Below are 26422 nucleotides of genomic sequence, written 5' to 3'. Positions count from 1 at the left end.
GCGTCACGGGATCCGGTTGCGTTTTGTGCCGGTAACCGGGACAAACCACAACCGGATCTCATGTCCGCGTTCAGATCCAGCCGGACCCGCCGCACAGGTCGTCGGCGGCCGCGGGGCCGGTCGATCCAGCCGCATACGGTTGCGGCGCCGGCGGATTCGCCAGCACCGGTGCGGCCACCTCCCACACATGCGCGAGACCATCGGGTCGGGTGAACAGCGACCGATCGCCGCGCAGCACGTCGACGATGAGTCGGGCATAGGGCGACAGGCCGTCGGCCACCTCGTCGAGCTGTTCGGTCATGTGGGCGACGGAGAGGTCGGTGCCCGAACCCGGTTCCTTGACGGTGACCGCCAGATCGATGGCACCGTCGCCGGCCAGATCGAAGGTCAGCACGGTGCCGTCCTTCGGGGTATCGGTCAGCGGACCGTCGGCGGGGGAGCGGAACACGAGGCTGAGTCGCTGGGAGCTGTGGTCGAGCATCTTGCCGGTCCGCAGCAGGAACGGGACGCCGTGCCAGCGGTCGGTGTCGACCCACAGACGCACGGCCGCGAATGTCTCGGTGGTGGAGTCCGCGGGGATGCCCTCGGTGCCGCGGTACCCCTCGTACTGGCCGAAGACCACCTCGGCGGGGTCCAGCGGCCGGAACGCCGCGATGACCGACTCCCGCGCGTCGAGCAGGTCGTCGGCGCCGAGCGAGACCGGGGGTTCCATCGCGACTTCGGCCGCCACCTGGAACAGGTGGGTGACGATCATGTCCAGGAATGCGCCGGTGGCGTCGTAGAAGGCGGCGCGGTCGGCGATGTCGAGAATCTCCGGGACGTCGATCTGGACTTCTGCCACGTGTTCGCGGTTCCACACCCCCGAGAACAACCCGTTGGCAAAACGGAGGACGTGCAGGTTCTGGGTGCTCTCCTTCCCCAGGAAGTGGTCGATCCGGTAGATCTGCTTCTCGTCCAGGGATTCGTGGACTGCCTTGTCGAGAGTCCGGAAGCCGTCGGGGGACGTTCCGAACGGCTTCTCGTAGACGACTCGGGATCCATTCGCAAGATCGTGCGCGGCAATGGCTTTCGTGTAGTCGACGAAGGTCGTCGGTGGGAGGGCCAGATAGTGGACCAGTTGAGCACCGTCACCGACGTCGTCACGGGCCGCGTCGATCACCTCCGGCAGACGGCCGGGGTTGTCGACGGTGAACCCGCCGCCGGCGAAGCGGATGGTCTCGGCGAACGCTTCCCATTCGTCCGATGACACCGACCCGCCCGGACCGAACTCCTCGATGGCGTCCTTCACGTGCTGCCGGAACTCGTCGTCGGTCCGGTCGCCACGGCCGTTGCCGATCAGCTGCCATCCGTCGGGGAGTAGGTCTCGCCGGTGGAGTTCGTACAGCGATGGCAGGACCATCCGCTTGGCGAGGTCGCCCGTCGACCCGAAGAGGATGAAGATCACCGGCCCGGTGGAGTTGTCTGTGGTCACTCAATCCATATTGCGCGAACAGATGTGCAGAGTGCGGGATGTGCGCTGGATTCCGTTACCGATCCCGCTCTGTGGATGTCAGCGGATCCCTGCGCCGCCGGCCCCATCTAGTCCTGCGGAGGTCCTGGCAGGGGGAGCGCAGATACCACGGCAGGGCGTAACGCGACGGGAACGACGTACCTGTCGCCCTCGAGCGTCAGCCAGCCTTCTTCGATGTACAACTCGAGCCGACGATGGATTGCCTCGACGAGGAACTCGCTGAGTCCGAGTTTGGGGACCCAGGCGTTGATCTCGGCGATACTGAGCGGTGAATCGCCGAGTCCGCTAATGACCACGCCGATCAAGGACGACGAGAAGTCGATGTCGGGGTTGTATTCCCGAGGAAAGCCGGACCGAACCCATGCGGTGAGACCCACCCGCAGCACGTCGATCCGGGGCTCCTCCCGCCACAGATGGGCGGCGCGCCCGGGACGTGCGCTCGAGGTGTTGGCTTCGACGATATCGAGGGCCTGGGCAAAGCCCCACAGGTGATGTAACGACGCGACGTCGCTCATGCTCTTGACGTGAGCGGGGAAGTCGATGTCGAGTCGGCGGGCGAGGTCGCGGGCCTCGGCCGGTTTGAGCCACCGACTCTGCGTGGTGGGGCGGTGCGGACCCAGCCAGTCCAACAGCTCGGTGACCCGCCGGACGGGCTGTGTGTCCAGGAGGGCAGCGCGTTCGGTGGCCTCGTCGACTTCCTCGATTGTCGTGGTCCGTAACTCGAGCCCGGAGGCAAGGGCAAACTGCTCGGCGGCATAGGCCGATACGGATTCGGTGCTGAGCCACATGCCGGTCTCGACCAGGTAGCGGCGCAGCGTCTCGATCGCGATGGCGAGCGGTTTGGCGTCCTGCTGCTGGTTCGACTCGATGTGGCTGAGCATCGACACCATGGTGTCGACGTCGTCGGTAGTCCAGGAGAGCGGATCGAAACCGGGGTTCGTCTGCCCGACGGCGTCGAGCACGATGAACGCGTACGCCCCGATGTGGGTGACAGCTTCCTCGTCGCCGGGGAAGACCTCATCGCGGAGCCACGACTTGAATGATTCGGGAGCAACGTGTCGCCTTGCTGTGCCGAAAAGCGGTACCACGTTGGAGTGGTTGCCACTGCCGGAGTCGTGTTTGCGCTTACGTTGGGCGCGCCGCTTCTTCTTGTCGCGTGAAAGCTGTGACATCAGGCTCGAGAATAGGCGCCCGACTTGTGCGTCGTTCAATACTGCGGATCGGTTTGTCGCGTTCCGGAGAGTCTGTGGCGTCGGGTCCCGAGCCTGGACGGCTGTGAGGGCGGGGGATCGCCAACCCCCGACATCCTGGAGCAAGTGGTCTATGTCACAAAAACTTCAGGCTTGAGCGGAATGCACTCAACTATGTTGGCGTTGTAGACCGCGTATGGCTCATACTTGAGCCTGTTGGACTTAAGAGAAAGGTGCACGCGAGTGGACAGCTTCACCCCCACCACCAAGACGCAGCAAGCATTGAGTTCTGCTGTGCAGGCGGCGGCCAGTGCTGGCAACCCCGACGTGCGACCGGCCCACATCCTCGTGGCACTGCTCGATCAGTCCGACGGCATCGCGTCGCCGCTGCTCAAAGCGGTGGGCGTGGACCCGTCGAGCGTTCGTGCGCAGGCCCAGGCTCTGGTCGATCGCATGCCAACGGTGTCCGGCGCCAGCTCGACGCCTCAACTATCCCGCGAATCGATCGCGGCCGTCACCGCAGCTCAGCAGCTGGCCGGTGAGCTCGACGACGAGTACGTCTCGACCGAGCACGTCGTCGTCGGCCTGGCGACCGGTGATTCCGACATCGCCAAACTGCTGCACAACCTCGGTGCGACTCCGCAGGCTCTGCGCGAGGCGTTCGTCGCCGTGCGCGGCAGCGCACGGGTCACCTCCGAGGATCCCGAATCGACCTACCAGGCTCTCGAGAAGTACTCGACCGACCTGACCGCGGCCGCCCGCGAGGGCAAGCTCGACCCGGTCATCGGCCGCGACACCGAGATCCGGCGCGTCGTGCAGGTGCTCAGCCGGCGGACCAAGAACAACCCGGTCCTCATCGGTGAGCCCGGCGTCGGCAAGACCGCCATCGTCGAAGGTCTCGCGCAGCGCATCGTCGCCGGCGACGTGCCGGAGTCGTTGCGCAACAAGACCGTCATCTCCCTCGACATGGGTTCGATGGTCGCCGGTGCGAAGTACCGCGGCGAGTTCGAGGAGCGACTCAAGGCCGTGCTCGACGAGATCAAGGGTTCGGCCGGACAGGTCATCACCTTCATCGACGAGCTGCACACGATCGTCGGAGCCGGTGCGACAGGCGATTCCGCGATGGACGCCGGCAACATGATCAAGCCGATGCTCGCCCGTGGCGAGCTGCGGCTGGTCGGTGCCACCACCCTCGAGGAGTACCGCAAGTACATCGAGAAGGACGCCGCACTCGAGCGTCGCTTCCAGCAGGTGTACGTCGGCGAGCCGTCGGTCGAAGACGCCATCGGCATCCTCCGTGGCCTGAAAGACCGATACGAGGTGCACCACGGCGTGCGCATCACCGACTCCGCATTGGTCGCTGCCGCATCGCTTTCCGATCGCTACATCACCTCGCGGTTCCTGCCCGACAAGGCCATCGACCTCGTCGACGAGGCCGCGTCGCGGTTGCGGATGGAGATCGACTCGCGCCCCGTCGAGATCGACGAGGTCGAGCGGATCGTCCGCCGTCTCGAGGTCGAGGAGGTCGCCTTGCAGAAGGAGACCGACGCGGCGTCGAAGGAGCGGCTCGAGAAGCTCCGCGCCGAGCTGGCCGACCAGAAGGAGAAGCTCAACGAGCTCTCCGCCCGGTGGCAGTCGGAGAAGACCGCGATCGACGCGGTCCGAGACCTCAAGGAGGAGCTGGAAAGGCTTCGCGGCGAGGCTGATCGCGCGGAGCGCGACGGTGATCTCGGACGCGCCGCCGAGCTGCGGTACGGTCGCGTCCCCGGACTGGAGAAGGAGCTCGAGGCCGCGATCGAGAAGACCGGCACGGATCCTTCTCAGGACGTGATGCTGCAGGAGGAGGTCGGACCCGACGACGTGGCCCAGGTCGTGTCGGCGTGGACCGGAATCCCGGCCGGACGCATGCTCGAAGGCGAGACCGCCAAGCTGCTGCGCATGGAAGAGGAACTGGGACACCGGGTCATCGGTCAGAAGGATGCGGTGCAGGCGGTGTCCGACGCGGTGCGTCGTGCCCGCGCCGGTGTCGCGGACCCGAACCGGCCGCTCGGCTCGTTCATGTTCCTCGGCCCCACCGGTGTCGGTAAGACCGAGCTGGCCAAGGCGCTCGCCGAGTTCCTGTTCGACGACGAGCGGGCGATGGTCCGCATCGACATGAGCGAGTACGGCGAGAAGCACAGCGTGGCAAGGCTCGTCGGTGCTCCGCCCGGTTACGTCGGGTACGAGGCCGGCGGCCAGCTGACCGAGGCGGTGAGGCGTCGTCCGTACACGGTGGTCCTGTTCGACGAGATCGAGAAGGCTCACCCGGACGTGTTCGACGTGCTGCTGCAGGTACTGGACGAAGGTCGACTGACCGACGGTCAGGGCCGGACGGTGGACTTCCGCAACACCATCCTGATCCTCACCTCGAACCTCGGTGCGGGGGGCGACAAGGATCACGTCATGATGGCGGTGCGGTCGGCGTTCAAGCCGGAGTTCATCAACCGTCTCGACGACGTGGTGATCTTCGACGCCCTGAGCCCGGAGGAACTGGTGTCGATCGTCGACATCCAGCTCGACCAGCTCAAGAAGCGCCTCGCGCAGCGTCGCCTCGACCTCGAGGTGTCGCTCAAGGCCAAGGAATGGCTGGGCGCTCGCGGATTCGACCCGCTGTACGGTGCCCGCCCGCTGCGCCGCCTGGTGCAGCAGGCCATCGGTGACCAGCTCGCCAAGCAGCTGCTCGCCGGGGACATCCGGGACGGTGACGTGGTGCCGGTCAACGTCAGTGCCGACGGAGAATCGTTGGTACTCGGCTGAGTTCGTGAATGACAAGTGAATGACAAGGGACCCATCCTTCGGGATGGGTCCCTTTGTCTGCGCCGGCTACGGATGTGGGAAGCGGTCGAGGTTGTCCTCTACCCACAGGCGCAATGCGTCCAGCGGCCCGGCGGCGTCCACCCCGAGTTCCGTCAGTTGGTATTCGACGTGCAGCGGGACCGCCGGATAGACGGTACGGGTCAGCATCCCGGCTGTCTCCAACCGACGCAGAGTCGCCGTGAGGACTTTGGGGCTGATCCCGTCCAGCCGCACGCGGAGCTCTCCGAAACGCATCGGTCGATCGCGTAGGGCGCCGATGACCAGGGCGCTCCACTTGTCGGCGAGGAGGTCGAGCATCCCTCGGCAGGGACACGACGCAGAGTAGGCGTCTCCGCGATGGGACGGCAGTGACATGGCGCTGGCCTCGATGCTTTCTATTGGATACTAGGAGCCCTTGCGGGTAACTGGGGTCGTGGGGATACCTTAGCGCCATGACACGAGAGATGACAGCCCTGGTCGCGGTCGGCGCGAACTCCGTCGAGGACCCGAGCGCGTTCGCCGAGACGACAATGCCGGTGCCGGCCCCCCGTCCGCACGATCTCCTCGTCGAGGTCCGCGCGGTCTCGGTCAACCCGGTGGACACCAAAGTGCGTGCAGGCCTGCGTGACTCCGATCCGCCGCGTGTTCTGGGATTCGACGCGGCGGGGATTGTCGTCGGGATCGGCGACGAGGTGTCGAGGTTTGCCGTCGGGGACGAGGTCTACTACGCCGGTTCGATCGATCGGCCGGGAACGAATGCCGAGTTCCATCTTGTCGATGAGCGGATCGTCGGGCGCAAACCGTCGTCCCTCGACTTCGGCGCGGCTGCCGCACTGCCGTTGACCACGATCACTGCCTGGGAGTCGTTGTTCGAGAAGCTGCGGGTCGATTCCGCGGACTCGGGAACGATCGTCGTGGTGGCGGGTGCCGGGGGCGTCGGCTCGATGGTCATTCAGTTGGCCCGGACCCTGACTGATCTCACCGTGATCGCAACCGCGTCACGGCCTGAGTCGCAGGAATGGGCGCGAGGGCTCGGGGCCCACCACGTCGTCGACCCGAGACGCCTGCGCGAGGACGTGCGGTCGTGCGCCCCGGGCGGCGTGGATTACATCTTCTCGCCCCACTCGGACGGGAATGTCGAGTCCTATGCCGACATCATGGGTGTACACGGTCAGGTCGTCGCCATTGACGAGCCGGAAGGTCTCGATACCCTCCCGCTGAAGCAGAAGAGCCAGAGTTGGCATTGGGAGTTGATGTTCTCCAAGCCATTGTTCGCACCGGAAGACGACTCGCAACACCGGATCCTCGGCCGGGTCGCCGAACTCGTCGACGCCGGCAAGATCCGCAGCACTGTCAATCGTGAACTCTTGGGTTGCACGATCGACAATCTCCGTACAGCACACCAGGTCTCCGAATCCGGAGGGGCGATCGGCAAGGTGGTCCTCACACGCTGACCACTGCGGATGAGCAGGCGGACCTTCACCAGGTCGCGAGTAACTCCATGAGGTGTGCTTCGACGAGGGACGGCCGGGGTGTGCGAGGTCCGGGTCGTGGTGGCCGGTAGTCGATGACGTGGCTGGTTTTCAACCATGATCGGCGCGCGTCATGTGGGCGTGGCTCATCGCCGGACGTGGTGCGTCCGTGGACCTCTCGCCGCACCTGTGCCAGGTGGGCGTGCAACCGCCTGGGTATGTCGGGTCGGCGGTTGAGGTGTTCGGGGTTGGGCGGTGCGCCGGGTTCGGCGTTCAACCGCCACAGGCAGCGGCCTTCGTCGGGTCCGGATCGGGCGATGCGGGTGGTGTATTGGCCGGGCTGGTCGCCGACCATGCGGTTGTGACGGGGACAGGCCGGGGCGAGGTCGTCGATGTCGGTGAGACCGCCCTTGGCCCAGTCTCGTTCGGCGTGATGAAGCTCGATGTGGGTCGCGGGTTGATCGCACCCGGGTGCCGAACACACTTCCCCGTCGGGACGGGCGAAGGAGACCAGGCGTTGTTCGCGGGTGGCGAGTCGTTTCCCGCGCCCGAAGTGCAGGGGGACGGTGGTGGCGTCTTTGAAGATCGCGAGCCAGGGTTGCATGTCGGCGGCCATCGCGATCAGGTCCCGGATGGGCAGCAGGGTTCCGGTGGCGGTGGTGGCGAGTCCGGCTTCGCGGATGAGGTCGTTGAGGTCGGCTTTGATGATCAGTTGCACGGGTAGCCCTCGGTGCGAGGTGCCGAGTGTTCCGTCGGCGAAGCCTGCGGCGAGTGCGGCGTCGAGGGCGTCGTGATTGGTCTGGGCGAGGGTGCGGCCGTCGCGGTCGGCTGCGGTGGCCAGGGCGTCGGGGTCGGCGGTGCCGGCCGGTCCGCTGGGTGAGGCGGGGTCGTCGGGGTTGTTGAGTCCGGGTTTGCCCCACACGGCGAACATCATGGTGAGTCGGGCGGCGAGTGCGGGTGTCAGGGTGCCCGATATTTTGGCGGTGCCATCGGCGCGTTGCCGACCGATCCACAGGCCGCGGCGTCGTTTCTGGTCGGTGTCGTCTGACAGGGTGCCGTCGGGGTCGAGGTGGGCAAGCAGCCGCGCGCCGAGTTGGGTGATGTCGGCGGGCGTGTGGTCGGCGGCGATCTCGGCCATCTGTCGCTCGGCGGCGACCTTGATGTCGTGGTCGACGGCGGCCGGGATGCGGTCGAGGACGTCCACTGTGGCCTGCACGTGCGCGGTGCCGACCGCGCCTTGTGCGAAAGCTTCGGCGAGGTAGGGGTATTCGGGTGGGAGGACCTCGCCGCCGAGGCTGGTCCGGTGGGCGGTGGCGTCCATGTGCTTACGGCGGCGCATCGGGTTCGAGACTCGTAGCCGGTGCGTCATGAACTGCATGAGGGTGCGGCAGCCGGCCTTGCGGGGCAGGTCGCGGGCCTCGACCTGATCGATCTGCCGGTCACCGGCGACGGTCAGACGCGCGATGGCGCGTTCGGTCTCCTCGGCCACTTCAGCGAGTTCAGTGTCGGTACACGGCGACAGATCCACCGACTGCAACTTGTCCAGGGTGCGATGCAGATCGGCCACCAACTCGACCACACGAGGCGAAGGCGCGTCGGTGTCGCCGACCTGCTGGGAATCGAACATGACGGTCACCTCCCCCGAGAACCGTTGCTGCGAATGTAGGTTCGAGTGTACACCAATCCAGACGTGCGGCAAGTCCAAAAATACTGTTGTGCAACGATATTCGTTGATGTCGACTTGTCGGTGTCGTGTGGTAGGGGCCTCGGACGGAAGCTCTTCCCGCGATGCACGCGGCGACCTGTCCGACAGGACCACCGCCCGTTGCTCAGCGCACGACCTCCCGGTGCCCGGCGTCAAGACGGCGGGTCCAACCGCGGGCGTCGAGGTACTCCAGTAGCGGAATGACCACGCGCCGAGAGGTTCCGAGCGCCTGGCGGGCGGTGCTGGTGGTGAACGGCTGATCGAGCGAGGCGAGGGTGCGCATCGCCAGGGCGGGGGCAGTCGGCAACAACACGACACCGTCGCGCAATCGGAGAATCCGGCCCGTGCGCTCGGCGGCGGCGAGTTCTCGGGCGCCCAGGCCGAGTGCGGTGAGGTCATCGGCCTCGGGTGCACGGAACGGGTGGTCGGCGAGCCGGCGCTCCAGTGCGCTGACCGCGTCGTCGGCATCACCCAGGGAGGGCTTGTGACCCGGGACCGCCAGGTGCCCGTCGGACGACGACAGCTCGGCTTCCGAGATGACGGTCGCCAGCAGCGTCGTGTCCGGAAGCCCGAGCAGGGCAGGTGCGCCGGACGCGGACAGCCCCGCCGACAACGGATCTCGGTCGTGTAGATCGACAACGGCGGCGCGGAGTCGCTCGGTCCAGGCGGTGAGGGAGGTTTCGGCGACCCACCACTCGCCGATCACTCGTACGCCGTGGGGTGTGGGCTCGGCGTCGTCGACCAGGCCGAGTCGCGTCAGATCGGTGACGCGCATCGCGCCACGCCGATGCACTTCTTCGGCGGCCCCGGCGTCGTCGGACATGGCCGCCAGCGAGGCCGCGCGTCGCGTCGCGTCGCCCCGCCGGGTCAGCGCCGGGGGATCGGGGTGCAGCACGACGCCGCCGCCGACGATACGTTGGCCGGGATCGCGCAGGACCAGCCGATCGCCCCGCGACATCGGCACGGCGCGCGCGAGGGTCACACGCGCGTGGTCGCCGTCGAAGGGGCGCAACCGGACCGGTAGCGCCGCTGTGCCGATGTGCGCGACGAGGTGTTCCGGTGCCTCCTCGAAGGACATTCCGCTCACGCGCCGGACATCAGCGACAGCAGAGGTGTGCCAGGCTCCGGGCGTCACGAGTGCGTCGCCACGCGAGACGTCGTCGACGCCGACGCCGCGCAGATTGATCGCGACTCGGCTGACCGGGGCCGCGGTGGTGAGAGTTGCACCCTCGCTCTGCAATCCACGGACATCGAGTCGTCGGCGGCCGTCAACCGTGAGCAGGTCCAGGGTGTCGCCGACCGCGATCGTCCCGGCGGCCAGGGTGCCGGTGACGACCGTGCCGGCGCCGGTGCGGGTGAAGACCCGGTCGATCCAGAACCGGACACGCCCCGAGGTCGACGGCGATGACATCCCGGCCAAGACGGCGTCGAGCCGTGTGCGCAGTTCGTCGATTCCGACGCGATCGGGCGCCGACACCACGACCGCGGGCGCATCGGAAAGGCCGGTGCGGCTGAGGCGATCACGCGACAGATCGATCACTTCACGAACGCGGTCGGGCGAGGCCCGGTCGGCTCGGGTGATGACCAGCAGCCCGTACTCGATGCCGAGGGCGGCGACGGCATCACGGTGGTCGTCGGACTGGGCGCTCCATCCCTCGTCCGCTGCGACGACGAACAGGACGACGGGCGCCGGGCCCAGGCCGGCCAGCATGTTCGGGATGAACCGCTCGTGGCCGGGGACGTCGACGAAGGCCACGTCGGCACCGGAAGGCAGTGTGGTCCAGGCGAAGCCGAGGTCGATCGTCAACCCGCGGCGCCGTTCCTCTTCCCATCGGTCCGGCTCGATCCCGGTCAGAGCACGCACCAGTGTGGACTTCCCGTGGTCCACGTGTCCGGCGGTGGCCACCACATACTTCACGAGCGCGACTTCACGATGCGTCCAGAGCCTGTCGGATCGCGGCGAGTACCTGCACGTCGTCGGCTTCGGGAACGCAGCGCAGGTCCACCAGACACGCGCCGTCGTGAACGCGGGGTAGGACTGCCGGATCGCCGACGCGCAGACGAGCGGCCGTCGCGACCGGGAGCCGCACCGCCCACCCCGGCAGCGGCACGCCGGGTGCGCCACCGCCACCCACCCGTCCGTCATGGGCGACGATCGGGAATCCGACTGCCGTGCCCAGGGATTCGGTACGCACGCGAAGTCTGTCGGGATCGGCGTGGAGGTATTCCCAGACGGGGGGTCGTGGCCCGCCGACGGTTGCCTCCATCGCAGCCAGTGCCAGCTTGTCCGCGCGAACGGCCCGTGCGAGTGGGTGTTTCGCGAGACGCTGAACGAGCGCTCCATCGCCGAGGAGGAGTCCGGCCTGTGGTCCGCCCAGGAGTTTGTCGCCGCTGGCGATGACGAGGTCGGCGCCGGATTCGAGTGTCGTGGTGGCGTCGGGTTCGTCGGGCAGCAGCGGGTCGGGTTGCAGGAGTCCGCTGCCGATGTCGGCGACGACGGGCACGCCGTGCGCCCGGGCGAGGCCGCGCAGCTCGGAGAGCGATGTCTCGCTGGTGAAGCCCTCGACCCGGAAGTTGCTCGGATGCACCTTGAGAATTGCTCCGACGTCGTCGTCGGTGAGGGCGTCGGCGTAGTCGCGTGCGTGGGTGCGGTTGGTGGTGCCGACCTCGTGTAACCGGGCGCCTGTCGACGCGATCAGTTCGGTGAGCCGGAAACCTGCGCCGATCTCGATCATCTCGCCACGACTGATGACGACTGCACGCCCGGCCGCCAGCGCGGTCGTCGCCAGTACCAATGCGGCCGCACCGTTGTTGACCATCAGCGCGTCTTCCGCTGCGGGACAGGCTCGTAGGAGAGCGCTGCGGGTGGCCGCCCCGCGCTTCGACCGGGTGCCGGACTCGAGATCGAGTTCCACGTCGACGTAACCCGACGCCGCGCCGACGGCGTCGAGCGCCGCGGGTGACAGCGGTGCCCGCCCGAGGTTCGTGTGCACGACGACCCCGGTGGCGTTGAGCACGGGGCGGATCGACGAGGCATACGACGCGCTGACCGATTCCACGACGATCCGCTCGACGTCATCCGGTGGCGTCTCGCCGCGGCGGGCCGCGTCCTGGGCCTGGCGAATGATGTCGCGAATCGCTGTGTCGCCCAGTCGTGCACGCGCCGCGGACACCGCGGGCAGGGCCAACAGTGCGTCGGTTCGCGGAATTCGACGGCGCGGATCGGTGACGGGGGGCTTCGACACGGCTCCTCGCTTCGCTCGTCACCGGCTCAGCCGGCGGGGGGTGGGCTCTCGCTTCGCTCGTCTCCGGCTCAGCCGGCGGGGGTGGCTCTCGCTTCGCTCGTCACCGGCTCAGCCGGCGGGGGTGGCTCTCGCTTCGCTCGTCACCGGCTCAGCCGGCGGGGGTCACGGTCGACCCCCCTGGCGGAGGCGGACGGGAATCGAACCCGCCAGGCCGAGATACTCGACCTCCTCGGTTTTGAAGACCGGGGAGCCCACCAGGACCCATACGCCTCCACGCGGTCCCAACCTATCCGACGTGCGGCCGGGTCAGTCCTGCCGGTGCGGCCAGTTGCCCTCGGTGATGAGTTCCTCGAAGTGGCGGATCAACTTCGGGTTGAGATCGTCATCGACGGCACGCTCAAAATCGCCGTCCCACTTCGCAAACCACTCCTCGTCGCGCTTCATCAGGAAGATGGGCCAGCCGTGGGTGATATCGAGTTCGTCGGCGTACAGGTCGGTCGACCCGTCCTCCCGCATGTACCAGTAGTGGTGACCGGATTCCCAGAACGCCTGCAGCTCGCCGGCCGTGACGTAGTACTCGCCGTCTGCTTGCCTCATGAGCCCGATGGTAGCGATCGCCGGAGGACAGCATCGGAGATTACCGGAGGGCTACCCTCGACACGGTGACCGTGCGAAGCGAGACACCCATCCGACTGACCGGCTACGCCCACGGTGGTGGATGCGCGTGCAAGATCCCGCCGGGCGAGCTCGAGCAGGCGGTCGCGGGACTCACCGGCCAGGTCGGCGACGACATCATCGTCGGACTCGACGACGGCGACGACGCCGCGGCAGTGCGTATCCGCGACGACGTCGCGGTGCTCTCCACCGCCGACTTCTTCACCCCGGTCGTCGACGATCCGTACGACTGGGGCCGCATCGCCGCGGCCAACGCGCTGTCGGACATCTATGCCATGGGCGGCACCCCCGTCGTCGCCATCAACCTGGTCGGCTGGCCGCGGGAGGTGCTGCCGATGGAGCTGATGACCGAGGTGCTGCGCGGCGGTCTCGACGTCGGGGCGCAGGCCGCCTGTCCGGTGATCGGCGGGCACACCATCGACGATCCGGAACCGAAGTACGGCATGGCGGTGACAGGGGTGGCCGAACCCGGCCGGTTGTTGCGCAACGACGCGGCCGAGCCGGGGCTGCCGATCACCCTGACCAAACCGATCGGGGTCGGACTGTTGAACAACCGGCACAAGCAGACCGGCGAGGTGTTCGACGAGGCGATCGCCCTGATGACGACGCTCAATCGCGATGCGTCGAGCGCCGCGGTCGCGGCCGGCGTCCGCGCGGCGACCGACGTGACCGGCTTCGGCCTGCTCGGGCATCTGCACAAACTGTGCCGCGCGTCGGGGGTCGGCGCGGTAGTCGACCGCGCTTCGGTGCCCGCGGTCGACGGGGCGGCGCAGGCACTTCGGGACGGTTTCGTGTCCGGGGGTACCCGCCGCAATCTCGACTGGGTGCGTCCGCACCTCACGGTCGGTTCCGGTGTCGCCGAGGACGACCTGCTGTTCCTCGCGGACGCACAGACCTCGGGCGGGCTGCTCGTGGTCGGCGAGGTCCCGGGCTACCCGGTGATCGGCGAGACGGTGGCGGGCTTCGGGATCACGGTGCGCTGACCCTTCGTGGCTCGTCGCTTGCGCTCCTCGCACCTCAGGGAGCAGGGGTTATGCGCCTCTTTCGGATTAGGGAGCGGTGGGGTCGCCGAGACGGTTGCGGGGATGGGTATCCGGGTTCGCTGACTCGGTCGCCAAGACCCTTCGTGACGCGCCCTCCGCAAGCTCCGGGCGCTCCTCAGGGAGCGGGGGCCTGGCGGCCGTTGTGGACCACGAAAGAACACTCGTGAACGTCCGAAAAACATGCTCCCTGAGGTGCGAGCGAAGCGAGCCACGAAGGGTCACGCAACGTGTCTCACCAGGCCCTTCGTGGCTCGTCGCTTGCGCTCCTCGCACCTCAGGGAGCAATGGGGACCGCCTTTTTCGGATAGAGAGCGGAGGGGGTGGCGCTTGCGCTCGGGAGCGGAGTGCGGCGCTGGCGCTCAGGGAGCAGCAGGGGGCGGCGCTCCTCAGTGGGCACCGCTCAGGGCGCGGGCGGCCCGGTGGTGATCGAGTCGTCGGTGATTCCGGCGGCACGACGGGCCGCGAGGCGGCGCTTCTGCGGTTCGATCGTGTAGCGGGGGTTCTTGGCCGACTCGATGCCGGCGTCGAAGACGCCGAATCGCGTGCAGGCCGACGCGGCGAGCAGTGCGAGTCCCGAGACGACCGCCAGGGGGCGGGAGCGCCCGCTGAGCAACGCGCCCACTCCGCCGGCGACGGCGAGTCGCTCGCTCCAGCGCAGCAGGGTGCCGGCCTTTCCGTGGTGGAGCGGTTCGGCGGCGACCGGGTCCATCCGTCGCTCCGTGAGTCGCATCGCGACGAGGTCGCCGACCACGCCCAGCGCCGCGAGAGTCCGTGCCGGCCCGGCCTGACCGACCGGCGTGGTGACCAGCGCCAGCCCGCTCGACGCCAGGCTCGCGGAACTGACGAACACGAACGGCAGGTCCCGGTGCATGGCGTTCCAGGTCGGCACGGCGGTATCGGAGAGCAGGACCGCGGTGTACACCGCGAGCGGCGGACCCGCCAGCCCGGCGGCCAGCCCGGCGGGGGCCTCGACGGCGCGCAACACCGCACGAAGCGGCCCGAGCGGCAGCCGCGCACCGGTCATCCGGTCGACCTCGGCGACCGCCGCGACGCCGAGTGCCCCGCTGAACGCCGACAGCATCCAGGAACCGACGCTCATCGGCGACGTCACCTTGAACGTGCGCAACATGTTGTAGAACCGGTCCGGCCGTCCGAGGTCGGCGACGAGCGCGATCCCGCCCAGACCCACGGCACCCAGACCACCGAGGCGGGCGTTGCGGCGCAACGCGTCCCGCCCGGTGAGCTGGGCCCCGGCGGCCAGGACGCCGGAGCCGCCGGCGACACCGCCGAGGAACAGGTAGGCGGCCACCTTCTCGTCCCAGGGTGGTGGCTTGACGACGGGATGCCCGTAATACGAGGTGAATTCGGCATCGGGCACCATCGACATCTCACGGTTGCCGTCGCCCTGCCCGAAACCTCTACCCGGTCTGCGTTTTCCGCCACGGCCGAAACCCCGGCCGCGCCGCCGGGGCGGCTCCGGCGGACGGAAGGAGTCGAACTCCGACGAGGTCATCGGCCGCCCCGTAGGAACGAGAGTGCGGCGGCGGCCAGCATTCCGGCCGCCGCGATCCCGGCGCGCTTGTACATGGCCGGCAGGTCCGCGGTGCACACCCGCGGGTCCGGCGGCAGTCCGTAGACCTCCGGCTCGTCGAGCAGCAGGAACACCGATCCGGTGCCGCCGACACCGTCGTTCGGGTTGGCGCCGTAGAGCCGCGCCTCGGTCATGCCCTGCTCGTGCAGCGCCCGGACGCGGGCGTGCGCGTCGTCGACGAGGTCGTCGTGGTCGCCGAACTTGATCGACGTGGTCGGGCAGGTCTTCGCGCAAGCCGGTGTCTCGTCGTCGAGCAACCGGTCGTAGCAGAGCGTGCACTTCTGCGCGACACCGCGTTTGGGCACCTCGGGCTGCTCGCCCTTGCGTTCGCCGGAGCGGGTCGTCGGCGCGGCGGTGCCGTCGGCCCGGCGCTCGACGACGCCGAACGGGCATCCGGCCACGCACGTCCCGCAGCCGTTGCAGACGTCGTCCTGGATCACGACGGTGCCGAACTCGGTGCGGAACAGCGCGCCGGTCGGACAGACGTCGAGGCACCCGGCGTGGGTGCAGTGCTTGCAGACGTCCGACGACATCAGCCAGCGGAACTCAGGGGTGTCGGGGACTTCGACTCGGCTCGTCGCTTCGCTCCTCGCCGGCTCAGCCGGCAGGGGAGAGGGCCTGGTCGGCAGAGACGAACGATCTTCAGGCGAGGAGCCGGGCATCGCGGGCATGCCCAGTCCGACGAGCGCACGCCCGGACTCACGGGCCTCGGCGATGCGGTCGGAATTCTGCTCGATGAAGGCGACGTGGCGCCAGGTGCTCGCGCCGAGGGCGACGGTGTTGTCGTACGACATCCCGGTGAGGGCGAGGTCGCCGTCGCGCGGGTTGCCGTTCCATTCCTTGCACGCCACCTCGCAGGCCTTGCAGCCGATGCAGATCGAGGTGTCGGTGAAGAACCCCTTGCGCTCCTCGTGGGTGTGCCAGTGCGCGTCGGCGCTGGGATCGGATGGCCCGGACAGCTGTCCCATCTACTCCTCCGCCTTCCCGGTGATGTGCTGATTGTCGGTCTCGACGGTGACCCCGGCCCGCTCCTGGTAGGCACGCACCAGGTCGAGCAGTGCCCGGCCTTGCGGCCGGCGCCCGGCGATGACGTCGCACGAGCCCACCTTGGACTCCTGGATCTGCACGTTCGGATCCAGTGTGACCCCGATCAGATCGTTGGCGGCGTCGCCGCTGACCACGGCGTCGGAACCCACGCCCCAGTGATAGGGGAGACCCACCTGATGCACCTGCCGGCCGTTGATGGTCAGCGGCATCATGCGGTCGGTCACCAGCACACGCGCCTCGATCGCGGCGCGCGGCGACACGATCGTCGCCCAGCCCTCGTTGGTGAGGCCCCGCTCTTCGGCGAGTTCGGGTGAGATCTCGCAGAACATCTCCGGCTGCAGTTCCGACAGATACGGCGTCCATCGGCTCATGCCACCCGCGGTGTGGTGCTCGGTGAGTCGGTACGTCGTGAACACGAACGGGTACACCTCGGAACCGGGGCTCTCGCCGCTGGGTGCGTCGAGATTGTCCGTGCGGGGGAATAGGACTCGCGATGGCGACTGCTGTTGGGGGTACAGCGCGTTGACCACCGGGGATTCCTGCGGTTCGTAGTGCGTCGGCAACGGGCCGTCGACCAGCCCGCGCGGGGCGTAGAGCCAGCCCTTCCCGTCGGCCTGCATGACGAACGGGTCGTCGCCGCAGAGGGCGTCGACGCCGCCGACCGACGGGTCGGGACGGGCATCGGGAGCCAGGTCGACCGGGAAGTCGGGCACGTCGGGACCGACCCACCGCCCGGCGTCGGCGTCCCATTCCATGTACCGCTTGCGCTCGCTCCACGGCCGGCCGTCGGGGTCGGCCGACGCGCGGTTGTAGAGGATTCGACGATCCGCCGGCCACACCCAGCCCCACTCGTGCTGGGTGACCCCGCCGCCGCCCTGCGGGACCCGGCGTGCGGCCAGGTTCGACGGCCCGTCGGTGTCCGCGCCGGTGTAGACCCCGGTGTAGATCCAGCAGCCGCCCGCGGTCGAGCCGTCGCGCTTCATCTGGGTGTAGGACGTGAGGTTCGAGCCGGCGTCTTCGCCGTTCACGTGGTAGCCGTTGATCTCCGACAGCACCGCTTCGGGGTCGGGGTTGCCGTGGTCGTCGAGGGGATAGTCCCATGTGACGTCGAGCAGCGGGCGGTCACGTTCGTCGGTCGACTCGGCGAGGCGTTCGCGGATGCGCCGCCCGAGCTCGAAGAAGAAGTCCATCTCGCTCTGGCACTGACCCGGTGGCTCGACCGCCTGGTGGCGCCACTGCACCATGCGCTGGGTCTGCGTGAACGAGCCGGCCTTCTCCACATGCGTGGCCGCGGGGAGGAAGAACACCTCGGTGGCGATGTCCTCGGTGCGCAGCTCGCCGGACTCGATCTCCGGGCCCTCCTTCCACCAGGTGGCCGTCTCGATCATGTTGAGGTCGCGGACGACGAGCCATTTGAGGTGCGACATCGCCATCCGCGCCTGGCGCCCGTTGGCCGATCCGACCGCCGGGTTCTGGCCGAGGACGAAGTAACCGTCGACCTTGTCGGCGAGCATGTCGACCGTCGTCTGGAAGGTCCCGGCGGGCCCGGTGAGCCGGGGCAGGTAGTCGTAACACCAGTCGTTCTCGGCGGTTGCGGCATCCCCGAACCACGCCTTGAGAAGACTCACCATGTAGTCCTCGGCGTTGGCCCAGAAACCCTTCTCGGCCTTCGACGTGATCGCGTCGATGTAGTCGGCGAAACTGTCATGCTTGCCCGCCGAGGGCATCGGCAGATACCCGGGCAGCAGGTTGAACAGCGTCGGGATGTCGGTGGACCCCTGGATGCTCGCGTGTCCGCGGAGGGCCATGATGCCGCCGCCGGGGCGCCCGACGTTGCCGAGCAGGAGTTGCAGAACCGACGCGGCGCGGATGAACTGCGCGCCGAAGGTGTGCTGGGTCCAGCCGGTCGCGTACCCGAAGCACGTGGTGCGCTCGCGGCCGGAGTTGTCGGTGACGGCCCGGGCCAGATACTCGAAGTCGCGCACCGAGATCCCGCACATGTCGCGCACCATCTCGGGTGTGTAGCGCGAGTAGTGACGCTTGACGATCTGGAACACGCTGCGCGGGTGTTCCAGGGTGTCATCGCGCACTGTCGCCCCGTGTTCCAGCGGCGGCCCGCCGGAGCCATGCTCGTGCCCCACCGCGCGGTCCTTCACCCGCGGCCCGTCGTCCGGGTGGCCGGGCGACTCGACCTTGCCGTCCTCGCTGTCGCGGCCACCGTCGTCGGAGTGGGCGGACGGTTCCTCGTAAGCCCAACTGGTGGCGTCGTATTCGCCGGTCTCCGGGTCGAAGCCGGAGAACAGGCCGTCGAGATCCTCGGTGTCGCGGAAGTCCGCGGCGATCAGGGTGGCGGCGTTCGTGTACGCGACGACGTACTCGCGGAAGTACTTCTCGTGCGTGATGGCGTAGTTGATGAGCGCACCGAGCAGGACGACGTCAGAGCCGGCCCGGATGGAGATGTGCCGGTCGGCCACCGCAGAGGTACGGGTGAAGCGCGGATCGACGTGAATGATCGTCGCGCCCTTGGCCTTCGCCTCCGACACCCACTGGAAACCCACCGGGTGCGCCTCGGCCATGTTGCCGCCCATGAGAACGATGCAATCGGCGTTGGCCATGTCCTGCAGTGATTGCGTTGCGCCGCCGCGTCCGAACGAGGCCCCCAGACCGGGAACCGTCGCGGAGTGTCATATGCGGGCCTGGTTCTCGATCTGGATCGCGCCCGCCGCGGTGAAGAGCTTCTTGATCAGATAGTTCTCTTCGTTGTCGAGGGTGGCACCGCCGAGCGAGGCGACACCGGTGGTCCGTCGGAGCAGCCGGCCCTCGTCGTCGCGGTCCTGCCAGCCACGGCGTCGGGCCTCGAGGAAACGGTCGGCGATCATGTCGATCGCGGTATCGCGATCCAGGTCTTGCCATTCGGTCGCGTACGGGGCCCGATAGCGGATGGAGGTCTGCCGCATCGGGTTGTTGACCAACTGCTCGCTCGACGCGCCCTTGGGACAGAGGCGCCCGCGGGAGATCGGGGAGTCCGGGTCGCCCTCGATCTGGACCACCCGCTCGTCCTTGACGTACACCTTCTGCCCGCAACCCACCGCGCAGAACGGGCACACGCTCTGGACCACACGGTCCGCGGTGGCGGTGCGCGGTTCGATGCCGCGTGTCCTCGCCGAGGTGACCGCCGGTCCGCGCCCGAAGACGTCGCCCGACCGCAACTGGCGGAACACCGGCCATTCGAGGGGGCTGAAGGCTGGCACCCGTCCAAGTCTAGACCTCATCGTCTGCGGTTGCGTCTCGACCGTTGCTATCGTGGCGGGTGGAGTGCCGGGAAGTCTGGTCGGCTGCACGTGTGTCGTTGTCATCCCTTGCCGGGCTGATCATCGATGCCGTGTGCCGTGAAGACGCGCCGATGGGATTTCCTGATGACCACCGCATACAAGACCGAATCCGGCCGCGACGTAATCCGACGATGGTGCGAGATCCGGTTGTCGGCAGCAGATTGTGTTGCCGCGCAATGGGAAGTCCAGACGTCGGCGGGGCGGACCAGGATCGTTGCATCCCGGTCTCTCGACCCCGGGACGGCGGCACCCGCCGACCGGCGCACTGTCGTCGTGGTGCCGGGTACGAACATGAACTCGGCGACGATGATCCCGCTGCTGTCCGAACTCGCGCGGAACAACGACGTCATCAGTCTGGACGTGCCCGGCCAGCCGGGGACAAGTGCACCGGAACGTCCGCGGCGACGCGGTCGGATCCCTGCCTACGGGCGGTGGCTCGACGAGGTGCTCGGCGCGACGGTCGCCCATCCGGTGATCGTGCTGGGTCACTCGCTCGGGGCGGCGATCGCGTTGGCCGGTGCCTCATCGCTGATCGCCGGACGCCTACTCGTGTCACCTGCGGGCATCACCCGTTTGGCGGTCTCGCCTCGGACATTGCGCACAACCGTCTCATGGCTGGCCTCGCCTCGGCCGGAACGCTCGTATGATCTGCTGCGAATGATGACGGCGCCGGACAGAAACGTCGATCCCGCGCTGATCGCATGGATGGATCTGGTTGCCGGACACTGCCGTACGAGTCTGGCGCCGGGGCCGTCTGATGAATTGCCGACGGACCGCCCCTTGATGGTGGTCTCCGGCGACCATGACGTCTTCCTGCCGACACGGCGGCTGGCTGAGGTGGTACATGCGCGGCTCGGCGTCGAGCTGAAAGTCCTGGACGACTGCGGCCACCTGGCTCCGCACGATCAGCCGAAGCGGATCGCAGAACTTCTCGACCGTCTCAACCGGGAGCTCGTCACCCCGCCCGGATGACAGGCACGACTACGTCAGTGCTGCGCGGCCGTGACATCCGTGCCGCGCGGGACGAGCGCGAAGACGGCCACGGCGACGGCGACGAGCGTGACCCCGCCGACCAGGCTCGTCTGCTGCATGGCGTCGGTGAACGCGGCCGCCGCCCGCTCCGCGAGGCCCGGTGCTCCGGCGGCTTCGGCGAGACCCATGGCGGCGCCGAGGGATTCGCCGGCCGCGTCGGTCACCTCGGCGGGTACGCCGGGGACGGGCTCGGCCGTCAGCGTGGTCCGGTAGAGGATCGACGCCACGCTGCCGAGGATCGCGACACCGAGCACATTGCCCAGGTCGTAGGCGGTCTCTTCCAGCGCGGCGGCGTTGCCCGCCTTGGCATCCGGGGTGCCGGCCATGATCATCGCCGATGCGATGGCCAGTGATCCGATGCCGAATCCGACAAGCACCTGAGCGGTGGCGACGGTGCTGTAGGAGAGCCCGTCGGAACCGAGGAACATCAGCGCCATCCCGACGCCGGCGATGCCGATGCCGCCGGCCACGACGGCTCGGGCGCCGATCATCCGGGAGAGCGGGGCGGCGATCATCGAGGACACGATCGCCGCTCCCGCCACCGGCAACAGCCGCACACCGGCCGCGATCGGGGAGTGGCCCTCGACCAACTGGAGCCACTGGGCCAGCAGCAACAGCGCCGCCGCGAGTCCGAACATCGAGCCGAGCGCGGCGAGAACACCCGCACTGAACGGCCGGCTGCGAAACAACGAGACGTCGAGCAGCGGCTCGGTGCGTCGCATGCAGCGTCGGACGAACAGGGCCAGGATGAGGACCGCGCCGATCAGGGCCACCCAGGCGGCCGGTGCGAGGAGGCTCTCCTCCTTGGCGAACCGCTTGATGGCCCAGACCAGGGCGACCATGCCGGCGATCGACATCAGCGCACCGACGGCGTCCCACCGGCCCGGCTGCGGGTGCTTCGACTCCGGCAGGATCAGCACGGCGGCCACGATGGCGACCGCCATCAGCGGGACGTTGACGAGGAACGCGGCGCGCCACGAGAAGTACTCGAGCAGAACCCCGCCGACGATCGGGCCGACGGCCGCACCGAGGCCCGACACCGCGGCCCAGAGCCCGAGGGCGGTCGCACGCTCGGCGGGGTCGGTGAAGATGCTGCGCAGCAGGGACAACGTGGTCGGCATGATCATCGCGCCGCCGACGCCCAGCAGCACCCGGACCGCGATCACCGCCTCGGGTGACTCGGCCAGCAGGACCAGTGCCGAGGCCCCACCGAACACCGCGAAGCCGGTGACCAGCATCCGTTTTCGGCCCCACCGGTCGGCCAGTGAACTCATGGAGAGCAGCAGGCCGGCCAGGACGAGCGAGTAGGCGTCGATGATCCACAGCTGCTGATCGGCGGTCGGGCGCAGGTCGCCGGCCAGGTCGGGGAGTGCGACGTTGAGGATCGTGAGGTCGACGGTGATGACCAGCAGGCTGGCCGACAACACGGCGGCCGACGCCCATCGGCGCCGGAAGGACAGGCCGTCTGCGCTGGTGGTCTCGGTGGCGGATCGCTGGGTCATCGTCGGCTCCGGTCGTGCTCGGGGGAGGGCAGCCCGGTCAGGGCCGTCAGGGTGGCGGTCAGGTCGTCGAAAGACAGCGGCGTCCCGTAGAGGAGTGCGTGCATGGCCACGCCGTCGGTGTACGCGGCGATCGCGCGAGCGGCCGTCTGCCCGACGTGCGGGATGAGGATTTCGACCAGCCCGTCGGGCCAGCGAACCGCGAGCGGGCGGAGCGCGGGATCGAGGACGGCGGCCGACACGAGCGCGAGGTCGGCGCGGATCAACCGCTCGTCGGACAGATAGTCGTGGAGCGTCTCGGCGAAGACCGCCGCGGCTGGGCCGTGTTCGGCGAGGGTCTCGGCCACCTCGGCCAGGCCGGAGTCGATGTCGTCGGCCAGGCGGGCGAGCGCTGCCTCGCGCAGATCGTCGAGCGTGGCGAAGTACTGCGTCGTCGAACCGAGCGGCACACCGGCACGTTTCGCGACAAGCCGGTGGGTGAGCCCCTCGGAGCCCACCTCGGTGATGAGCGTGGCGGCGGCCTCGACAATGGTGCGTCGCCGTTCCTCGGGATCTCGTCGGCGGCGGGGCGCTGCCTCCGTCATGACTGTCCTCTCAAGCTAATGTACGGATGTACATGTACAAACGTACACTAGCGCTTCGTGGGTTTGCCTGTCGAGTGCTGGCATCATGCGACCATGGCGGTGAACAGGATCGATGCGGTCGAGCTGCCCCGGACGGCGCTCGGCGACTTCTTGTCGTCGTCGGCCTTCGCGGAGATGCTCGACCCGGACGACGAGCGCACGTCCTCCCGCGGTGCGGCGGCCCGGCGCGCCGAGGTCGCCGATGTGGTGCGCGCCGTCGACCGTTTCGCCGGCCGGCGATTCGTCGACCGGGAGCGCGCCGGCGAGGTCGTCTTCGGCGGGATCACCGCCGGGGGGCTCGGGGTCCGTCCTTCGGTGGTCGACGAGGTCCTCGCCCTGCTGCGGCCGGTCGGGGTCCCCGCGCCCGGCGCCCCGAAACCTGTTCCCCACGAAGCGCAAACGGTGCTCGGTAGTTACGTCTATGCACTGGTCGATCCGCGTGACGCCACGGTGTTCCACGTCGACGCCGGCCGCGGGAACCGCGTGTACCGCCATACCGCCGCCGCGCTGGCGGGCGACGCACCCGACCCTGCCGACATCGTCGGCGACGACGATCCGGCCGAGGTCGCGGCCGCCATCTCCGAGCGCATCCGCGACATCGACGCCGACGGGTTCGGCGTCGAACACTGGATTCTGCGGTACGACGTCGGTTCCCTCGATTCAGCTGCAGCGCACGCGCTTTCGCTACGGCGCACGGTAGTCGACGTCGTCGCTCTGGCCGGATCGGCACTTCCGGAGACGCCGGATGCGCAGGGGCCGTGGCGCATCGAGGAGCTGATCCTGCGACATGCGGCGCTGGTGTCGCCGCCGTTGCCCGACGTGTGCGTGCTGGTGAAGGTCGACGAGTCCGCCCGCGGCGACGCCACTGCCGAGGTGATCTACGAATCCGCCCGCAGCGCTTGGCGTGCGGGGCCGCACCGGACCGTCCCCGATCTACCGGTGCTGGTGTTCGCCGACGATCTCGTCCGGGCCGTCCACCGTGTCGACTACTGGGAGTCCTACCGCGACGCCGAGGGAAACCTGGATCCGAAGCGGTGGGTGTACACCGGGAAACCCGACGCCGAACTCGAGGCCCGATATGTGGGTACCAGCCTGCGCGAGGTCCGGCAGGAACGCGGCGGCAAGTGGAATCCGTCCGGCTGGCACCCGTACGGACACGTTCCCTGAGCCTGTTCGTTGGAACAAAATCGCCTGTCGTGATCCGACGAGGGACGCGCGGTCTGGTAGTACTCGCGGCATCGTCCATCGACAGAAAGCCGGCGCATGTCCTCGGATCGACGCAGTTCATTCGACCACCGCACCGCCCTGATCACCGGCGCCTCCGCCGGGATCGGCAAGACGTTCGCGGAACAACTCGCCGCGGAAGGGTACGACCTACTGCTGGTCGCCCGTCGGGCCGAACGGCTCGACGAGTTGTCCGAGCGACTACATCGCGAGCACGGCGTTCGCTGTGAGGTGTTTGCCGGGGATCTGTCCGAACCCGGCACGCCGGCCGCGATCATCGAGCGCGCCGATGAACTAGGGCTGGACATCGACGTGCTGATCAACAACGCCGGGATGTCGCTGAGCACCAAGTTCGCCGAGACGCCGTGGGGGGAGGTCGGAGGGCAGCTGCAATTGATGCTGACCTCGCTGACCGAGCTGTCCCACCGCGTGCTCCCGGGGATGAAGAAGCGCCGGTGGGGGCGGATCGTGAACGTCTCGTCCATCACGGCTCTGCTGCCTCCCGCGGAGGGCCTGCTCTACTCCGCGATCAAGTCGTATGTCCTGCTGATGTCCCAGTCCCTGGACATGGAACTGAAACCGCACGGCATCCACGTGACGGCGCTCTGTCCCGGTTTCACCAGGAGTGAGTTCCACGATGCGATGGGTGCGGAGACCCGCGAGACCGCCGATCGCCTGCCCGGCGTGCTGTGGCAGGAGCCCGAGGACGTCGTGCGCGAGGGGTGGAACGCGGTGATGAAGGGCGACGCGGTGTGCGTGACCGGCATGGTGAACAAGCTGGTCACGACGGCCGTGCGTCCCATTCCGCCGGGTATCCAGTACTTCCTCGGCCGGACGCTCAATCCGTTCAAGTAGACGCCGGGCGGCTCACTTCTTGGTGCGCCGACTCCCGCCGTGCCAGTCCTCCTCGACACCCGCCTCGCCGTCGGTCACTCCGAAGGCCCGCAGTTGTGGCTTCTCCCGCAGGCTCCGCTTGAGCTCGGCGAAACCCGGGAAACTCGCCAGGCCGATCACGTGGTCCCACAGGACGACCGCGTCGTCGTCACCGGGTAGACGGCTGATGACGGGCCCGAAGAATGCAACTCCCTCCGGCGGCTCGAAGTGGATGATCGGCGTACCCACGTCGCGACCCGTCAGCGACAGGGCCTCGTCGGTCTCGGCCTGGATCTCCGCGTCGAACTCGGCGTCGTCGAGGGCATTCAGGTGGTGCGCCGGCAACCCGAGCTCGTCCAGGACGGGCCCGAGGAAGTCGGTGGTGCCTCGATGATCAGTGGCGTCGACGGTGTAGGAACCGGTGTGCGCGTCAAAGATTCGTGTACCCAGCGCCTCGTAGAGCGGGCCGATGGCGGCCGGTCCGCGTTCGCGGCGGATGCTCGCCGCCGCGCGCAGGAGGCGGAGTCCGGCGGTGTGCCCGGCCTCGTACTCCGGCGGGAACTGCGCGTCGTAATCGATGTGTGCGTTCAGCAGACGTAGCGAGATGAACCGCCATTCCACCGTGTAGTCCCGCTGGGCCTGTACCTTTCGCACCCATTTGCTCGTCATCCACGCGAACGGACAGACGGGATCGAAGTAGAAGTTGACGTCGGCCATGATCTCGACGGTAGACGGCGGGACAGTCCTAGGTGTCGGCAGAAGCCGACACGCTTTGCGCTCGGAGATACTACGGGAACGTCACCGACGGCAGTTGAGCGTGGTCTGTCGATTGGTCGTACCGTGGGGTCGGTGAACTCGGTCACTGGGACGTCGCCGCGTCACAGTGCCGTTCCTGCTTACCTTGTGTCGCGCAGTGTTGCGCATCTCGGCGGGGCGATCTCCGGGACCATTCTGCCGCTGATCGTGGTGGTGACACTCGAGGGGACCCCGGGCGAGGTTGGCGGAATCCTCGTGCTGACGCTGGTTGTCAGCCTTGTTGCCCGCATAGTGATGGCACCACGAGTGGACCGCCACCGTCGGCAAGTAACCCTGCAGGTGCGCGCTCAGATCCTGGCGGCTGCAGCTGCGTGTGGTGTGCCCCTGCTCTGGGCGTGTGGGTGGTTGTCGTACACAACGTTGATCGGTGCAGTGATTCTGATGGATCTCACGCAGAGTCTGGTTCAGACGTGTGGACACGCAACAGTGAACAGACTGGTGCGCCCGGCGAAACGCGTCACTGTGATCGGGTGGTTGAACAGTTTGTCGGGGGTGTCAGATGGTCTGTGTAAGTCCAGTGCTCATCAGTGAGAGGACAATCTATGAGCATGGCGTTAGACGATAAGCAGCACGACGACGGTCAGCAGCTGCCTGAGTTGGCTGAGCCGCGTTCGACCGCGGAGGTGGCCGAGGCGCTGGAGGCCTCGGGCATGGTCGATGAGTTGTTGGCCCAGATCGATACCGGCCAGGTCCAGATCACCGGCGACGGC

19 protein-coding genes, 1 tRNA gene and 1 pseudogene are annotated in these 26422 nt (G+C 68.1%); 7 read left to right on the top strand and 14 right to left on the bottom strand.

Going from position 1 to position 26422, the window contains the following annotated elements; translation table 11 throughout:
• Window positions 1–70: 70 nt before the first annotated feature.
• Window positions 71–1471: a glucose-6-phosphate dehydrogenase (NADP(+)) gene (locus FFS52_RS17060; RefSeq protein ID WP_283205452.1), complete on the bottom strand. Its 1401-nt coding sequence runs from the start codon at window positions 1469–1471 to the stop codon at window positions 71–73.
• 107 nt (window positions 1472–1578) lie between these two features.
• Window positions 1579–2682, bottom strand: coding sequence for a hypothetical protein (locus FFS52_RS17055; RefSeq protein ID WP_137810383.1), 1104 nt, complete (start codon window positions 2680–2682; stop codon window positions 1579–1581).
• Between the two features lie 261 nt (window positions 2683–2943).
• On the opposite strand from FFS52_RS17055, the gene clpB reads away from it, so the two are divergent.
• A complete protein-coding gene (gene clpB, locus FFS52_RS17050) occupies window positions 2944–5496 on the top strand; it encodes an ATP-dependent chaperone ClpB (RefSeq protein WP_137810382.1) in 2553 nt (850 codons plus the stop codon).
• A gap of 66 nt (window positions 5497–5562) precedes the next feature.
• On the opposite strand, the gene FFS52_RS17045 is transcribed toward clpB, so the two are convergent.
• The gene (locus FFS52_RS17045; RefSeq protein ID WP_058249796.1) at window positions 5563–5910 is read right to left on the bottom strand and encodes a helix-turn-helix domain-containing protein; all 348 of its coding nucleotides are present in this window, start codon (window positions 5908–5910) and stop codon (window positions 5563–5565) included.
• A 77-nt stretch (window positions 5911–5987) separates the two neighbouring features.
• Between FFS52_RS17045 and FFS52_RS17040 the strand changes: the two genes are divergently transcribed.
• Window positions 5988–6989 carry a zinc-binding alcohol dehydrogenase family protein gene (locus FFS52_RS17040; RefSeq protein WP_249356415.1) on the top strand — a complete coding sequence of 334 codons (1002 nt, stop codon included), beginning with the start codon at window positions 5988–5990 and terminating at the stop codon, window positions 6987–6989.
• Between the two features lie 25 nt (window positions 6990–7014).
• Here FFS52_RS17040 and FFS52_RS17035 read toward each other — a convergent pair whose 3' ends face one another.
• The 5 genes from FFS52_RS17035 to FFS52_RS17015 form a co-directional block, all read right to left on the bottom strand.
• Entirely contained in the window at window positions 7015–8634 is a 1620-nt protein-coding gene (locus tag FFS52_RS17035) for an HNH endonuclease signature motif containing protein (RefSeq protein ID WP_137810381.1), read from the bottom strand.
• Window positions 8635–8836: 202 nt separating this feature from the next.
• Window positions 8837–10630, bottom strand: coding sequence for a selenocysteine-specific translation elongation factor (gene selB / locus FFS52_RS17030; protein ID WP_137810380.1), 1794 nt, complete (start codon window positions 10628–10630; stop codon window positions 8837–8839).
• A 10-nt stretch (window positions 10631–10640) separates the two neighbouring features.
• Window positions 10641–11957, bottom strand: a complete 1317-nt coding sequence (gene selA / locus FFS52_RS17025; protein WP_137810379.1) for an L-seryl-tRNA(Sec) selenium transferase — start codon at window positions 11955–11957, stop codon at window positions 10641–10643.
• A 178-nt stretch (window positions 11958–12135) separates the two neighbouring features.
• Window positions 12136–12230, bottom strand: a tRNA-Sec gene (locus tag FFS52_RS17020).
• Window positions 12231–12263: 33 nt separating this feature from the next.
• Entirely contained in the window at window positions 12264–12554 is a 291-nt protein-coding gene (locus FFS52_RS17015; RefSeq protein ID WP_137810378.1) for a hypothetical protein, read from the bottom strand.
• Window positions 12555–12619: 65 nt separating this feature from the next.
• On the opposite strand from FFS52_RS17015, the gene selD reads away from it, so the two are divergent.
• Window positions 12620–13615, top strand: coding sequence for a selenide, water dikinase SelD (gene selD / locus FFS52_RS17010; protein ID WP_137810377.1), 996 nt, complete (start codon window positions 12620–12622; stop codon window positions 13613–13615).
• A gap of 460 nt (window positions 13616–14075) precedes the next feature.
• Here selD and nrfD read toward each other — a convergent pair whose 3' ends face one another.
• Genes nrfD through fdh form a run of 3 tightly spaced genes read right to left on the bottom strand, consistent with a single transcriptional unit; the run spans window position 14076 to window position 19564 of the window.
• Window positions 14076–15188 (bottom strand): NrfD/PsrC family molybdoenzyme membrane anchor subunit, encoded by a 1113-nt coding sequence (gene nrfD, locus FFS52_RS17005; RefSeq protein ID WP_137810376.1) that lies wholly within the window; start codon window positions 15186–15188, stop codon window positions 14076–14078.
• Window positions 15185–16234: a 4Fe-4S dicluster domain-containing protein gene (locus FFS52_RS17000; RefSeq protein ID WP_137810375.1), complete on the bottom strand. Its 1050-nt coding sequence runs from the start codon at window positions 16232–16234 to the stop codon at window positions 15185–15187. Before FFS52_RS17000 ends, nrfD begins: the two co-directional genes overlap by 4 nt.
• Window positions 16235–19564, bottom strand: coding sequence for a formate dehydrogenase (gene fdh, locus FFS52_RS16995; protein WP_171014267.1), 3330 nt, complete (start codon window positions 19562–19564; stop codon window positions 16235–16237).
• Window positions 19565–19729: 165 nt separating this feature from the next.
• Here fdh and FFS52_RS16985 point away from each other — a divergent pair, with 165 nt between their 5' ends.
• The gene (locus FFS52_RS16985) at window positions 19730–20617 is read left to right on the top strand and encodes an alpha/beta hydrolase (protein ID WP_165629601.1); all 888 of its coding nucleotides are present in this window, start codon (window positions 19730–19732) and stop codon (window positions 20615–20617) included.
• A gap of 14 nt (window positions 20618–20631) precedes the next feature.
• Here FFS52_RS16985 and FFS52_RS16980 read toward each other — a convergent pair whose 3' ends face one another.
• A complete protein-coding gene (locus tag FFS52_RS16980) occupies window positions 20632–22179 on the bottom strand; it encodes an MFS transporter (protein ID WP_137810372.1) in 1548 nt (515 codons plus the stop codon).
• On the bottom strand, window positions 22176–22760 hold the full coding sequence (locus FFS52_RS16975) for a TetR family transcriptional regulator (protein ID WP_065629535.1): 585 nt from the start codon (window positions 22758–22760) through the stop codon (window positions 22176–22178). Before FFS52_RS16975 ends, FFS52_RS16980 begins: the two co-directional genes overlap by 4 nt.
• A 108-nt stretch (window positions 22761–22868) precedes the next feature.
• On the opposite strand from FFS52_RS16975, the gene FFS52_RS16970 reads away from it, so the two are divergent.
• On the top strand, window positions 22869–23966 hold the full coding sequence (locus FFS52_RS16970; RefSeq protein WP_137810403.1) for a GIY-YIG nuclease family protein: 1098 nt from the start codon (window positions 22869–22871) through the stop codon (window positions 23964–23966).
• Between the two features lie 96 nt (window positions 23967–24062).
• A complete protein-coding gene (locus tag FFS52_RS16965) occupies window positions 24063–24878 on the top strand; it encodes an SDR family oxidoreductase (RefSeq protein WP_137810371.1) in 816 nt (271 codons plus the stop codon).
• A gap of 12 nt (window positions 24879–24890) precedes the next feature.
• Here the strand turns inward: FFS52_RS16965 and FFS52_RS16960 are convergent, their stop codons facing one another.
• Window positions 24891–25613 carry a hypothetical protein gene (locus FFS52_RS16960; RefSeq protein WP_137810370.1) on the bottom strand — a complete coding sequence of 241 codons (723 nt, stop codon included), beginning with the start codon at window positions 25611–25613 and terminating at the stop codon, window positions 24891–24893.
• Between the two features lie 641 nt (window positions 25614–26254).
• Here FFS52_RS16960 and FFS52_RS16955 point away from each other — a divergent pair.
• Window positions 26255–26422 (top strand): annotated as a pseudogene (locus FFS52_RS16955) (IS256 family transposase); the annotation flags it as partial.

This window comes from Gordonia sp. ALPHA1B1, from assembly GCF_005502615.1.
GTDB lineage: Bacteria > Actinomycetota > Actinomycetes > Mycobacteriales > Mycobacteriaceae > Gordonia > Gordonia hongkongensis.
This window is presented reverse-complemented; position numbering and strand designations above follow the sequence as displayed.

What these genes read in the sequence shown, in the direction of transcription:
- FFS52_RS17055 (WP_137810383.1), bottom strand. Translation starts at nt 2,682, where the DNA reads ATGTCACAGCTTTCACGCGACAAGAAGAAGCGGCGCGCCCAACGTAAG.
- FFS52_RS16960 (WP_137810370.1), bottom strand. Translation starts at nt 25,613, where the DNA reads ATGGCCGACGTCAACTTCTACTTCGATCCCGTCTGTCCGTTCGCGTGG.
- FFS52_RS17015 (WP_137810378.1), bottom strand. Translation starts at nt 12,554, where the DNA reads ATGAGGCAAGCAGACGGCGAGTACTACGTCACGGCCGGCGAGCTGCAG.
- nrfD (WP_137810376.1), bottom strand. Translation starts at nt 15,188, where the DNA reads ATGACCTCGTCGGAGTTCGACTCCTTCCGTCCGCCGGAGCCGCCCCGG.
- FFS52_RS17035 (WP_137810381.1), bottom strand. Translation starts at nt 8,634, where the DNA reads ATGTTCGATTCCCAGCAGGTCGGCGACACCGACGCGCCTTCGCCTCGT.
- FFS52_RS16980 (WP_137810372.1), bottom strand. Translation starts at nt 22,179, where the DNA reads ATGACCCAGCGATCCGCCACCGAGACCACCAGCGCAGACGGCCTGTCC.
- FFS52_RS17000 (WP_137810375.1), bottom strand. Translation starts at nt 16,234, where the DNA reads ATGGGACAGCTGTCCGGGCCATCCGATCCCAGCGCCGACGCGCACTGG.
- FFS52_RS16975 (WP_065629535.1), bottom strand. Translation starts at nt 22,760, where the DNA reads ATGACGGAGGCAGCGCCCCGCCGCCGACGAGATCCCGAGGAACGGCGA.
- FFS52_RS16985 (WP_165629601.1), top strand. Translation starts at nt 19,730, where the DNA reads ATGACCACCGCATACAAGACCGAATCCGGCCGCGACGTAATCCGACGA.
- FFS52_RS17040 (WP_249356415.1), top strand. Translation starts at nt 5,988, where the DNA reads ATGACACGAGAGATGACAGCCCTGGTCGCGGTCGGCGCGAACTCCGTC.
- FFS52_RS16965 (WP_137810371.1), top strand. Translation starts at nt 24,063, where the DNA reads ATGTCCTCGGATCGACGCAGTTCATTCGACCACCGCACCGCCCTGATC.
- FFS52_RS17045 (WP_058249796.1), bottom strand. Translation starts at nt 5,910, where the DNA reads ATGTCACTGCCGTCCCATCGCGGAGACGCCTACTCTGCGTCGTGTCCC.